General features: G+C 64.7%; 10 protein-coding genes. 2 read left to right on the forward strand and 8 right to left on the reverse strand.

Annotation, left to right across the window (positions count from 1 at the left end):
• The first annotated feature begins 20 nt into the window (after positions 1-20).
• Positions 21-1,202, forward strand: coding sequence for a citrate synthase family protein (locus VOM14_RS03560; protein ID WP_327627279.1), 1,182 nt, complete (start codon positions 21-23; stop codon positions 1,200-1,202).
• Between the two features lie 93 nt (positions 1,203-1,295).
• On the opposite strand, the gene VOM14_RS03565 is transcribed toward VOM14_RS03560, so the two are convergent.
• The gene (locus VOM14_RS03565) at positions 1,296-2,267 is read right to left on the reverse strand and encodes a dipeptidase (RefSeq protein WP_327627280.1); all 972 of its coding nucleotides are present in this window, start codon (positions 2,265-2,267) and stop codon (positions 1,296-1,298) included.
• A gap of 46 nt (positions 2,268-2,313) precedes the next feature.
• Positions 2,314-3,678, reverse strand: coding sequence for an MFS transporter (locus VOM14_RS03570; RefSeq protein WP_327627281.1), 1,365 nt, complete (start codon positions 3,676-3,678; stop codon positions 2,314-2,316).
• A gap of 195 nt (positions 3,679-3,873) precedes the next feature.
• Here VOM14_RS03570 and VOM14_RS03575 point away from each other — a divergent pair, with 195 nt between their 5' ends.
• Positions 3,874-4,437 (forward strand): PAS and helix-turn-helix domain-containing protein, encoded by a 564-nt coding sequence (locus VOM14_RS03575; RefSeq protein ID WP_327627282.1) that lies wholly within the window; start codon positions 3,874-3,876, stop codon positions 4,435-4,437.
• A gap of 22 nt (positions 4,438-4,459) precedes the next feature.
• Here the strand turns inward: VOM14_RS03575 and VOM14_RS03580 are convergent, their stop codons facing one another.
• From VOM14_RS03580 to VOM14_RS03605, 6 genes are all read right to left on the reverse strand, one after another.
• Complete coding sequence (locus tag VOM14_RS03580; RefSeq protein WP_327627283.1) at positions 4,460-5,140, reverse strand: SDR family NAD(P)-dependent oxidoreductase; 681 nt, start codon at positions 5,138-5,140, stop codon at positions 4,460-4,462.
• Between the two features lie 35 nt (positions 5,141-5,175).
• The gene (locus VOM14_RS03585; RefSeq protein ID WP_327627284.1) at positions 5,176-5,967 is read right to left on the reverse strand and encodes a DeoR/GlpR family DNA-binding transcription regulator; all 792 of its coding nucleotides are present in this window, start codon (positions 5,965-5,967) and stop codon (positions 5,176-5,178) included.
• A 137-nt stretch (positions 5,968-6,104) separates the two neighbouring features.
• Positions 6,105-7,271, reverse strand: a complete 1,167-nt coding sequence (locus tag VOM14_RS03590; protein WP_442955516.1) for a sialidase family protein — start codon at positions 7,269-7,271, stop codon at positions 6,105-6,107.
• Between the two features lie 86 nt (positions 7,272-7,357).
• Complete coding sequence (locus VOM14_RS03595; RefSeq protein ID WP_327627286.1) at positions 7,358-8,782, reverse strand: sodium:solute symporter family protein; 1,425 nt, start codon at positions 8,780-8,782, stop codon at positions 7,358-7,360.
• A 59-nt stretch (positions 8,783-8,841) separates the two neighbouring features.
• Complete coding sequence (pdxA, locus tag VOM14_RS03600) at positions 8,842-11,178, reverse strand: 4-hydroxythreonine-4-phosphate dehydrogenase PdxA (RefSeq protein WP_327627287.1); 2,337 nt, start codon at positions 11,176-11,178, stop codon at positions 8,842-8,844.
• The gene (locus VOM14_RS03605) at positions 11,175-12,344 is read right to left on the reverse strand and encodes an iron-containing alcohol dehydrogenase (protein ID WP_327627289.1); all 1,170 of its coding nucleotides are present in this window, start codon (positions 12,342-12,344) and stop codon (positions 11,175-11,177) included. The genes pdxA and VOM14_RS03605 overlap by 4 nt, the downstream gene beginning before the upstream one ends.
• Between the last annotated feature and the right edge of the window lie 10 nt (positions 12,345-12,354).

Genomic DNA, 12,354 nt, shown 5'->3' on the forward strand with positions numbered 1-12,354 from the left:
CCATTGCAGGGCCGTCAATCTTGATCGACTCAATCAACGTCAAAAGCTGGATGACCCAGGAAGAGGCCTGCGAGGCGCTCGGCGTGCGCAAGCAGACCTTGTACGCGTATGTGAGCCGGGGGCAGATCGAAGTGCGCGGCGACCCCGAGCATGTGAATCGCAACCTGTATCGCGGCTCCGACATCGCCGAGCTGATGAAAAGGCGCAGTCTCGGCCGCGCGCGAAAGAACATCGCGGCAAGCACGATGGCTTGGGGCGTGCCGATCTTCAATACGCGCATCTCGACCATCGCGCGGGGGCGGCTCTTCTATCGCGGCAAGGATGCGGTGCAGTTCGCCGCCACGGCCACGCTCGAAAACGCCGCGCAACTACTCTGGGAATTCGCGCGCGAGCCGCGCTTTCCGAGCGTCGCGCCCATGACGCTGGGCGACTCCGTCAGGGCGCGCGTGTTTGCGGCGATGGGTGTGGCGGCCGCCGGATGCGGCATCGGCGAGACGCTTTCATTCGACGCGTTGTGCGACGAAGGCGCGGCGCTGATCGGCCGGCTGGCCAGCCATCTGGTCGCTCTGCCCGCGAACGACGATCCGCTGCACGCGCGCATCGCCGCGGCCTGGGGCGTGGAAGATCACGCGGACCTGCTGCGCCGCGTGCTCGTCATGCTCGCCGATCAGGAACTCAGCAGCTCCGCGTTCGCGGCGCGCGTCACGGCGTCCACGGGCGCGTCGCTCGGAGCGAGCGTGCTGGCTGGACTCGCCGCTTTTTCCGGGCCGATGCACGGCAATGCGATCGTGCGCGTGCGCGAATTGCTCGATGAAACGAGGCAGGCAGGAACGGAAGCCGGCGTGCGTCAATGGATGTCGCGTCACGAGAGCTTGCCCGGCTTCGGGCACGAGTTGTATCCGCAGGGCGATCCGCGCGCGGCGGACCTGCTTTCCCGGTTCGAGCCGCCCGAGGGTGTGCGAAGTCTGATCGAATGCGTGGAGCGCGTGGCCGCTAAGAAGCCGACCATCGACGTGGCGCTCGTCGCGCTCGAGAGGCGCTGCGCGCTGCCCGAGGGCGCAGCGTTTGCGCTCTTCTGCATCGCGCGCAGCGTGGGCTGGATCGCGCATTCGATCGAGCAGAAGACGAGCGGTAGTCTGCTCAGACCGCGCGCGCATTATGTCGGCCCGGCGATTGCCGATGAAGACGAAGCAGTGGATTAAAGCAGTGGATTAAAGCAGTGGATTAAAGCAGAGGATTAAAGCGGCAGCGCGCCGCGCCTGCCGCATCCAGGCGCGCCTCCTGATCGCAATGCGTCAGACGTTCCAGACTTCGCCGAACACGCGCAGCCAGTTCTCGCCCATGACCTTCCGGATGCGGCTTTCGCTCCAGCCCGCACGTTCCATTGCCGCAGTGAGATTGGGAAACTCGCCGATGGTTCGGATGCCTTCCGGATTCACGACCTTGCCGAAATCCGTGAGACGGCGATAGCGGCCTTTGTCGTGTGTGATCCAGTCGAAGAACTCGGTCGAATAGCCTTGCGTGTAGTCGGTGCCGATGCCCACGCAGTCTTCCCCGATGACATCGATCACGTATTCGATCGCTTCGAGATAGTCTTCGACGGTTGCATCCGGACCGCGCTTCAGAAACGGCGAGAACATCGTCACGCCGACGAAACCGTTGGCCTCTGCGATCTCCCTGAGTTGATCGTCCGTCTTGTTGCGCGGATGTTCCTTCAAGCCGGACGGACAGCAGTGCGAATACGTGACGGGCTTCTTCGAGCACGCGATCGCATCCGAAGACGTCTTCGCGCCGACGTGCGACAGGTCCACCAGCATGCCGACGCGATTCATCTCCTGAATGACTTCGCGCCCGTAGCCGGACAGGCCGCCGTCCGGCTCATAACTGCCCGTGCCCACGAGATTCTGCGTGTTGTAGCACAGCTGAACGACGTTCACGCCGAGTTCCTTGAACACTTCGATATAGCCGAGGTTGTCCTCGAACGCGTACGAATTCTGGAAGCCGAGAATGATGCCGGTCTTGTTCTCGCTTTTCGCGCGCAGGATGTCGCCGGGTGTGCGCACGAGCGTGAGAATCTCGCTGTATTCGCGGATCTGGCTTTTCATCTCCGCGATATTGTCGATGGTTTTCTGGAAGCCTTCCCACACCGACACGGTGCAGTTCACGGCGCTCAGGCCGCCTTTGCGCATGTCCTCGAACACGGAGCGCTCGAACTTCGAGATGTTGAGGCCGTCGACGATGATGCTGTCGCGATGCAGGTTCGTCATGGTGAGTCTCCGCTTGATGGCGTCGTAATGTGTGTGGGCCCTGGTTTCAGGATGCCGCGCTATTCATGCGAGCCTTGCGGCCGGCAAGCTGCGCCGATTCGTCGTGACCGCCTTTCACTTCCTCCAGCGAAACCGATGAGCTCTCGCGCAACAGCAGTCCGCCGATCATCGCGAGGATCGCGATGGCGATCAGATAGAACGCTGGCGCGAGCGTGTTGCCGGTCGACGAAATCAGCCATGTCGCGACGAGCGGCGCCGTGCCGCCGAACACCGTGTAGGCGAGGTTGTAGGTGATGGCCGAAGCCGTATAGCGAGTCCTCGTCGCAAACGCTTCGGAGAGAAGCGGCGCCGTGACCACGCCCGACAGCACCGCGCCGATGGCCAGCATCGCGACGCCGAGCAGCGACTTGCCCAGTTCGCCGGAGCCGCCCAGGGCAAACGACGGATAGACCGACAGCATCAGAAACACACAGGTGACGAACACGGTCACGCGGCGGCCGACCAGATCGGAGAACCATCCGGCGAGAGGGCACAGTGCGGCGGCAAAAACCAGCGCGAGCACCGTCACGAGCAGCGAGGTTTCGCGCGGCAAATGGCCCGCAACCTGCAAATAGGTCGCGAAATAGGTGGTGAACGTATAGAACGACAGCGCCGTCACGGAGATGAACGCGCCCAGCTTCAGAATATTGCCGGACTGCGAACGAAGCGTATCCATGAGCGGCGCATGCGCGACTTCCTTGCGTCCTTCGAGCGCCGCGAACGCCGGCGTTTCCTGCAGGCTCAATCGCAGGTATACCCCGACGAGGCCCACGGGCGCGGCGACCAGAAACGGAATGCGCCATCCCCAGTTGACCATGACATCCGACGACAAGGTGGCTTCGAGCGCGTATGCCACGGTCGCCGCACAGGCGAAAGAGGTGAACGTGGACACCGGAACGAAGCTGCCGAAAAACGCGCGACGCCGCCTCGGAGCGTGTTCCATCACATACGCGCAGGCGCCCGCATACTCGCCGCCTGCGGAAAAACCCTGAATACACCGGACAATGGTGAGCAGAAGCGGGGCCCAATAGCCGACGCGCGCATACGTCGGCAGGAGGCCGATGAGCGTGGTTGCGCCGGCCATCAGCAGAATGGTGAAGGCGAGGGTTCGCTTGCGCCCGATGCGGTCGCCGACCACGCCGAAAAACAGGCCGCCCAGCGGCCGGAACGCAAACGCAACCGCGAATACCGCGAAGGTTTTCAGCAGCCCGATAGTCGGATCGCCGCTCGGAAAGAACTCGCGCGTGATGATCGTCGCGAGAAATCCGTACGCCGCGAAATCGAACCATTCGACGAAGTTACCAATCGATGCAGCGGCGATTACGCGTTTGAGCGTGCCTGCATCGACCTCATGCGTTACCTGGGCAGTCATGAGCATCTCCCGGACATTCAGGTTCACCAACGAACGCTCGCGGTATGCGGAGCAGTTCAATAGAATGTAGGTGCTTCAATTACCTAGGTCGATAGGTACCAAATACCTAGGTAATCGCCGGGTATAAGGCTCATGCACGCGACGTGCCCAGCCGAAACCGTTCCTTAAACCGCCCCTCAATACGCGAATGAGCGAATGAGCGAACTATCCAGTCGCCTTGATTACGAGGAAGTGTTTCTGCGGCTTCCCACGGCGGTGATCGTCGCGCGCGAGCGGGTCATGGTGGCGTGCAACGACCGGGCGCTCGACCTTTTTCGCGCTGAGCGCGCCGATCTGATCGGTCAGTCGTTCGAGGTGCTTTACCCGGCGCGGCAGGATTTCGTGAGCACGGGGCACCGGGTCGGTCCGCTTATCGCGCGCCGGGCCACGTTCAGCGACGACCGCATCATGCGGCGCGCCGACGGCAGTCATTTCTGGGTCACGGTGCGCGGCTTCGCCTTCAATCCGAAGCGCCCCTACGAGCTGGCGATGTGGACGTTCACCGATGTATCGCAGCCGGAAAAACAGGCCAACATCGCGAGCGCGCTGACCGAACGCGAGCGCGACATCGCGGCGCTCGTCGTGCATGGCATGACGAGCAAGGAAATCGGCAAGGAACTGGCAATCAGCCCGCGCACAGTCGACATTCACCGCGCGAGCCTGCTTCGCAAATATGGCGTGAGATCCACGGCGGATCTGATCAAGAAGCTGCTTGCCTAGCGCAAAGGCCGTGCGTGAATGTTCAGCCGAGCGAACTGCCGCCGCACACCATGATCTGCTGACCGGTGATCGCGCCGGCGTCCTCGCCGACCAGAAACGCGACGAGCGACGCGACTTCGTCGACCTTCACATATCGGCCGATAGGCGGCATGACGGGCGCGCTGGAACTGCGCTGCGGATCGCGCAGCATCGGCGTTTCCGTGGCGGCCGGCGAGACCACATTCACGGTGATGCCGCGCGGCGCGAGTTCGATGGCCCACGAGCGCGCCATCGCCACCATCGCGGCTTTCGCTGCCGCGTACTGGCTGCGGCCCGCGGCGCCCGCCGACACGCGGCTGCCGATCAGCACGATGCGCCCGCCGCCGGGCATCGAAGGCACGAGCGCATCGGCGAGCGCGGCCGCCGCCGCGACGTGAAGCCGCCACATGGCCTCGCCGCTCGCGAGATCGAGTTCGCCGACGCGCGCCGTCTTCATGAAACCGGCCGCATGAACGAGACCGTCGATGGGTCCGAGTTCACGCGCGAGCACCGCAATCGCGTCGATGTCCGCGAGATCCGCCTGAACGTGCCGAAAGCGCTCGTCTGCAATATCCGGCGCGCTGCGGCTCAGTCCGATGATTTCATAACCTTCTTCGAGCAACCGGCCGGCAACGGCGCGGCCAATGCCTGAACTCGCGCCTGTCACCACTATTCGCTTTGCCATGTTCGTTCCACTTGCCGCTTGCATGAAGCCGGCGTTCAGTTCCTGATCTCGCCAGCCAGCGGCACCGATTCGATGGTGACGCCGCCGAGGGTCTGGAACGCCTGCCATCCCGCATCGGCGGAATTGGCGTTCGTGATGAGCGTCCAGGGCTTTTCGATCGGCGCCCAGTGCTGCTGGCTGTCGCGTTCGAGTTTGTCCGACGTGGCGAGCACGTAGATGGCCGCCGCCTGGCGCATCAGGCATTCCTTCAGATACGCCTGGTCCGCCGTCGCTTCGCACAGTCCGCGGCCCGCCACCACACCATCTGCGCCGAGAAATGCCTTGTCGACGGTAATGCGCGTGAGCGCCAGCAGCGCAATCGCGCCGAGCGTGCTCATGCTCGACTCGCGCACGTCGCCGCCGATCAGCGTCAGATGCACTTTGCTCGTGGCGAGAATCTGCACGGCGAGCAGGTTGTTGGTCACCACCTGAATGTCCGCGCCGTCCTCGCGATTCGCGAGCACGCGCGCGAGCGCCGCTGTCGTCGTGCCGCTGTCGAGAAAGATGGTGTCGCCCGCTGAGACGTGCGCGGCGGCCGCGAGACCGATCGCGTCTTTCTCCGCCTGGAAGCTATGGCTGCGCTGTTCGAGCGGCTCCTCCGGCGCATGCGTGCTGACCGACGCCGCGCCGCCATAGGTGCGCAGGATCAGGCGGTCGTCGGCGAGCGCGCGCAGATCGCGGCGCACCGTTGCTTCCGACATGCCGAAGTGTTCGCAGAGTTCGGCGACTTCCGTCATTCCTGACAGGACTGCCTTGAGCATGGCGTCCCGGCGGCGGGCTACTTTCATGTGGTGGTGAGTATCGGGTTCAAGGCGCCGCCTGCATGGACGGCGGGCGGCGGCGCGGACGGTCCGGCGCGAGGGTAGTTTATCCATTTCCCGATAGCGCCGTCGCGGCTATGCGCCGGCGCGTGCGCGAAACACGTTCACGCCGCCGCGCGCTGGCCGGCCGACGCCCAGTCTTCCGACACGCTCACATATTTGATGCGCTGGCGGAAGTACGTATAGGCGATGTGCAGGCGTCCGTCCTCGGATTGCACGATGGACGGATACGAAAACTCGCGGTTCAGCTTGTCCGTGGAGTTGTTCGTCATGCAGTAGCCGTCGCCGGTTTCGAGGTTGCGCACGATCGGCCACGAGCGGCCGCCGTCCATGGAAATGGCGAGCGTCATCGGCGCGCGCGGGGCGCCCCAGAATGCCGTGCCGCGCGCGGATGCGGCTTGCGTCGCGAGCGTGCCGCTGTCTTCCGAATCTTCGATGTCGTCATAGAGCGACGCCCGGCGGCCCGTGCTCTGCGCGGCGCTGCTGTTGTTGAACACGAGCCCGAGATGACCGTTGGCGAGCGTGACGAACTGAATCGACGAATTGTTGTTCGGCAGATCGAGCGGCTCGGGTTCGCTCCACGTGAGGCCGTCCGCGGAACGGCTTGCATGAATGTGATCGGCCCAGCGGCTGCGAAAGAGCGCGACGAGCGAGCCGTCGTGCAGCGGCTGGATGTTCATGTGCACGCAGCCGATGCTGCCCGGCACCTCGTGCGCGGTCCAGGTCGCGCCGTGGTCGGTGGAGCGCATGACGACGCTGACGTCGTCGTTGCCTGACCATCGCTCGCCGGGCGCGACGCGGCACATGAACACAGGGCACAGCCATGCGCCGTCGCGCGCGAGCACAACCGGTTGCCGCACGAAAGTGCCCGGCGTGTCGAACAGCGTGTCGATCGGCCCCCACGTGTGGCCGTTGTCGTCGGACACGCGGCGGCGCACGATCGACGTGTTCTGATGCCCGGACAATTGCGCCGTATAGATCAGCCAGAGCTTGCCGTCGGGCGTGGCGAAGAGCACCGGGTTCTGCTCTGAGCGCGACGCGTCCTCGGAAAGACGCACCGGCTGGGTCCACGTCGAACTGCCTTTGGCGAGCCGCGACAGATAGATCGAGATGTCCGGCACGCCTTCCTGCGTGCCGCCGAACCACGCGCACAGCAGGTCGCCGTTCGCGAGCGCGATCAGGTTCGCCGCGTGATTCTGCACCGTCGCGGCGGGCAGATACGCGTCGATGCGCGCGTCGTCGCCATGAGCGTGGTGCAGTTGGCCCGGCATCGTCGAGGCCTCGTCGGGCATGATGGAATGGCTGGTCATGATGAAATCCTGATACGTTGAATCATGGTAACGATAGGGCGCGCGGTTCACGAATCCGTGTGCGCGATGCGTCCGTGTTCGACCTGCGAGCCGTTGCCGCTGGCCGGATGAAACAGCAGCTTGTCGATGAACATGACCACGGCGGGCGTCAGCAGCGCGATATACATGTTGTCGATACCGAACGGATTGCCGAGCAGATACCAGATCGTCGTGGCGACGGTGGCGAGCACGAGCGCCCAGATCGCGCCGCGATTGCTGTTGAAGAAGGGCAGATAGATGCCCATCAACGCGACCACCGTCACGGTCAGACGCAGTGCGCGGGTGAAGAACGACAGCGCGAGAATCTGCGGCACGAACAGCACGAAGATGAGCGGCAGGAAGCCGACCACGAAGGAAATCATGCGCGTGGCGCGCAGCTCGCGTTCCGGCGAAGGACGAAAGCGCGGCACATAGAAATCCTTGACGATCAGCGACGCAATCGCGAGCGCGACCGTGCTCACGCTGACGAAGATCGACGCGACGAGCGACACCGTCACCACGCCCGAGAGCAGCGGGTGCATGTGCTGAAGGAAAATCGGCAGCGCATAGAGGCTCTTGATGTTCGGGAACAGAAACTTCGCCGCGACGCCGAGAAAGCCCAATGCGATGGCGATCGGCACGCACAGCGCGCCTGCGATCAGCGTGGCGTTGCGTGCCTCGTTGGCCGACTTCGCGCCGGAAATCGCCTGAATGATGAACTGCGTCGAGAAGATCGCGCCCGCCGTGCCGAGGATCCACGCGCCGATCGTGCCGCCGCCGAGCGCGCCTTTCCACGTGAAGTATTGCGTCGGCATCTGTTGCATCATCGGCGCGACGCCGCCTGACATGGACCACGCGACCCACACGAGAATGCCGATGCCGAGCAGCTTGACGGCGCTGTGCAGAATCGTCACGTAAGCCACGCTTTTCAGGCCGCCCCACGCGAAGTAGATCGTGCTGACGATCGCGGTGATGAACGCGGCTGTCGGCAGATTGATGCGCATGACCGTCGAGATCGCGGCCGCGCCGCTCACGTAGTTGCCCACGTTCACGATAAAGAGCGCGTAGATCATGATCGCCGACACGACGAGCTTCGCGGTCTTGCCGTACTTCTGCGCGATGAAGCCCGAGATCGTATATTCGCCCGAGCGATAGAGCCGCCGCGCCATGAACAGGCCGAAAAGCACGAAGCCGATCGACGCCGAAATGACCGACCACGAAGCCGCGATGCCGACATTGAAGGCTTCCTGCGACGTGCCGATGGTGGACTTCGCGCCGATGTACTCGGACATCAGCAGAATGGCGATGACCACGGCGGGCGTCGAGCGGCCCGCCACCATGAACTGCTCGGTGGTCTTGCTGCGCAGCCGGATGCTGATCCAGGCCGTGACCACGATATACACGACGACCATCGCAATGATGATGGCCGTGTCCCATGCGGTGAAGTGATTCATTCCTGTCTCCGATTGTTGTACGCCGCGGACCCGCGCGCTGCGCGCGGCCGCAAATGACGTCAGGCGGTTTGCACCGCGCGGCGCGTGGCCAGGTCTTGTGCCTGTTTCAGCGCTTCCAGCATGCTGCGTTCGTCCGCAATGCCCTTGCCGGCGATGTCGAATGCCGTGCCGTGATCGACCGAGGTGCGAATCACCGGCAAGCCGACCGTCACGTTCACGCCGGCTTCGAGTCCCATCACCTTGACGGGGCCGTGGCCCTGATCGTGATACATGGCCACGACCACGTCGAAGTCGCCGCGTCCCGCGCGGAAGAAGAGCGTGTCGGCGGGAAGCGGTCCTTCGACATCCCAGCCGCGTTCGCGCAGCACGGCGACGGCGGGCACGATCTTCTCTTCTTCCTCGCCGTAGCCGAACAGGCCGTTTTCGCCGGCGTGCGGATTGATCCCGCACACGCCGATGCGCGGCTCGTCGATGCCCGCGCGCACCAGGGTTTCGTGCGCGCGTTCGATCGTGCGCTGCACGAGTCCCGGTTCGATCCGGCGAATCGCGTCGAGAAGACCGATATGCGTCGTGACGTGAATCACCCGCAGCTTCGGTGCGACGAGCATCATCGACACTTCGGGGATGCCGGTCAGATGCGCGAGCATTTCCGTGTGTCCGGGGAAGATATGGCCGCCCGCGTGCAGCGCTTCCTTGTTCAGCGGCGCGGTGCAGATGGCGTCGAGTTCGCCGGCCGAGGTCAGTTGAACCGTGCGCGCGATGTACTGATACGCGGCGTCGCCGGCAACAGCCGAGAGCTTGCCGTAGGGCAGATCGGCCGGGATCAGTTCGAGATCGATGCAGTCCACTTCGCCGTACTGAAAGCGCGCGTCGGCGGGCGACGCGATCGGGCGCACGCTCAACGTGACGCCGGCGCGCCGGCCTGCATCGATCAGGCGCTTCGAGTCGCCGATCACGAGCGGACGGCAGCCGTCGTACACGGACTCATGCGCAAGACTTTTCATGATGATTTCCGGGCCCACGCCGGCGGCATCGCCCATCGTGATGCCGATTACGGGACGATATGTCATAGCTTCCTCTTCGCTGGGTTGACGCGGAGCTTGCGCGACCGCTTGCTGCATGACGGCGAGCCGTTGCCATGCGCGATACAGTGTGTCGGGCTGGCCGAAGCCGCCCGCCTTGGTGACGACGGGCAACGTGCGGCCCGCATGCGCGGCGGTGAGCAGGGGCACGCCGCTTTCGATCTCTTCAATAACTTTCAACGCCGTGACGTTCATCGCCGACAGCAACGCGCGCGCCGTTTCGCCGCCCGTTGCGATGAGCGCGCCCGCGTGAGCGGCGGCGGGTGCGAGCCGGTCGGCGAACTGCCGCGCGAGCAGCGCGCCGTCGCCGGCCTGCACGCGCTGCGTCTGACTCAACGCGACGATCATATGACGGCCGCGCATCAGCGAGTTCGTCACGCGCGTGGTCAGCATCAGCGTGGCGGGGCTCACGGGGTCGAGCAGGTCGGCGGCGTCCACGTCGAAAAGATCGAGTGAATCGCCTGCTTCATCGCGCAACCGCGCGATCTGGCGATGCGACACGCTCGACATGCTGCCGACCACGGCCATCACGCCGCGCGGATGAGCCGTGCCGCCGTGCGGCGCGAAGGCCGATGCTGCTGTTGCCGCCGATGCCGCGTGCCCGGCTTCGCGAGCGGCGAGCACCCGGATCAGCGGCGCGGCGAGTCCGGCGGAGCCGACCCAGAACACGCCGTCGAGCGTCGCGGATGCCGCCGCGATGCACGCGAGGTCTGCATCGGTTTCGCTGTCGCACACCACGGCTTGCCATTGGGCCGCCTGGCAGGCGGCAAGGCGCGCGTGCAGCGACGGCACGCCTTCGCGCACCGCGTCCAGGCCGACGGTCGCGACGCGCAGACCGGCGGCGCCGAGCATCGCCTGCAAGTCGGCCTTGCCCGCGATGCCTTCGTTGCGCCACACCTCGGATTCCTCGACCGGCTTGCCGAAGATGAATTGCCGCGCGCCGATTGTCGTGCGTCCCGCCTGGGCAAACGCGGGCGCGACAATAGCCATGCCCGCGACGCCCGCGAGCGCCGCGACTTCCACCGCCACGTTGCCGCGCAGCGTGGAGTCGATTTTCTTGTAGACGCGCCGGCCCGGCGCATGCGCGCGCCATGCCGCCTCGTTCGCTCGCGCGGCGTCGGCGGGCGCATGACGGCGCGTGTCGGTGTCGATGGCGAGGACGTCGACTTGCGCGGCATCCGCGGCCCGCGCGAGGTCGAGACTCACGACGCTTTGCAGGCCATGGCGGGTGCAGGTCACGGCGCAGTCGGCGGTACCCGACAGATCGTCGCCAATGATCAGCAACCGCGCGTTCGCGATGGATGGCGAGTTCATGGCAGCAGACGGCGATAGATCGCCTTGATGTCGTCGAGACTCAGCGGCTTCGGATTATTGCCGAGCAGCCGCTTCACTTTCGACGCCGCCACGGCGAGCGCGTCCAGATGTTCTTCCGCCACGCCGAATTTGCGCAGGTCTTGCGGAATCGCGAGCGCGGCGGTCCATTCACGAAGACGCGCGACCAGTTTGTTCGCGGCGGCTTCGTCGCTGTCGTCGTGCCGCGCGAGATCGAGCGCGTGCGCGACGTTGGCAAGACGGCCGACGATCGCGTCGAGATTGAACTCCATCACGTGCGGCAGCAGCATCGAGTTCGCGACGCCGTGCGTGATGTTGAACATGCCGCCGAGCGGATAGGCGAGCGCATGCACGGCGGCGGTGCCGGCCGCCGTCAGCGCGAGGCCGCCGTACATCGAGCCGAGCAGCATGGCTTCGCGCGCCTTCAACGAATGGCCGTTTTCGTAGGCTTCGATCAGGTTCGCGCCGATCAGCCGCATCGACTCCATCGCGTACATGTCGCTGACCGGATTGGCCTTGGTCGAGATGTATGACTCCAGCGCGTGAATGAACGCGTCCATGCCGGTTGCCGCGGTGATCGGTTTCGGCAGATCGAGCGTCAGGGTGGCGTCGAGAATCACGAGTTGCGGCAGCAGATGGCGGCTCACGATGCCCACTTTGAGTTCTTCGTCGGGCAACGTGACGATTGCGTTCGGCGTGACTTCCGAGCCCGTGCCGGAGGTGGTGGGCACCAGAATCAGCGGCACGCCCGGCGACGCGATCAGGTCGATGCCGAGCCAGTCGCGCAGCGGCTGATGATTCGTCAGGCGCACGGCAAAGAGCTTCGCCGCGTCGAGCACGCTGCCGCCGCCAATCGATAGCACCGCGTCGGGCGCGAACGGCGCGATCTGTTCGCGATAGACCGTCTCCACGTTTTCGATAGTCGGCTCCGGCTGCACATCGCGCACCGTCAATACCTCGATATCCTTCTTCGCCAGGGTCTCGACGACGCGCGCCGCCACGCCGTTTTCTTCCATCGCCGGCTGGGTGATGAAGGCGATGCGGCGAATCGGCCGGTCGAGCAGCGCGAGTTTTTCCGGCAACTGATCGAGGCTGTTCGGCCCATGCACGATGTGGTTGACGGTCTGGAAATGGAAAACGGAAGTCATGTCGTGAGTC

This window comes from Paraburkholderia sp. MPAMCS5, assembly GCF_036016995.1.
GTDB lineage: Bacteria > Pseudomonadota > Gammaproteobacteria > Burkholderiales > Burkholderiaceae > Paraburkholderia.

What these genes read in the sequence shown, in the direction of transcription:
- VOM14_RS03580 (WP_327627283.1), bottom strand. Translation starts at nt 5,140, where the DNA reads ATGGCAAAGCGAATAGTGGTGACAGGCGCGAGTTCAGGCATTGGCCGC.
- VOM14_RS03585 (WP_327627284.1), bottom strand. Translation starts at nt 5,967, where the DNA reads ATGAAAGTAGCCCGCCGCCGGGACGCCATGCTCAAGGCAGTCCTGTCA.
- VOM14_RS03590 (WP_442955516.1), bottom strand. Translation starts at nt 7,271, where the DNA reads ATGCCGGGCCAACTGCACCACGCTCATGGCGACGACGCGCGCATCGAC.
- VOM14_RS03575 (WP_327627282.1), top strand. Translation starts at nt 3,874, where the DNA reads ATGAGCGAACTATCCAGTCGCCTTGATTACGAGGAAGTGTTTCTGCGG.
- VOM14_RS03595 (WP_327627286.1), bottom strand. Translation starts at nt 8,782, where the DNA reads ATGAATCACTTCACCGCATGGGACACGGCCATCATCATTGCGATGGTC.
- pdxA (WP_327627287.1), bottom strand. Translation starts at nt 11,178, where the DNA reads ATGAACTCGCCATCCATCGCGAACGCGCGGTTGCTGATCATTGGCGAC.
- VOM14_RS03570 (WP_327627281.1), bottom strand. Translation starts at nt 3,678, where the DNA reads ATGACTGCCCAGGTAACGCATGAGGTCGATGCAGGCACGCTCAAACGC.
- VOM14_RS03605 (WP_327627289.1), bottom strand. Translation starts at nt 12,344, where the DNA reads ATGACTTCCGTTTTCCATTTCCAGACCGTCAACCACATCGTGCATGGG.
- VOM14_RS03565 (WP_327627280.1), bottom strand. Translation starts at nt 2,267, where the DNA reads ATGACGAACCTGCATCGCGACAGCATCATCGTCGACGGCCTCAACATC.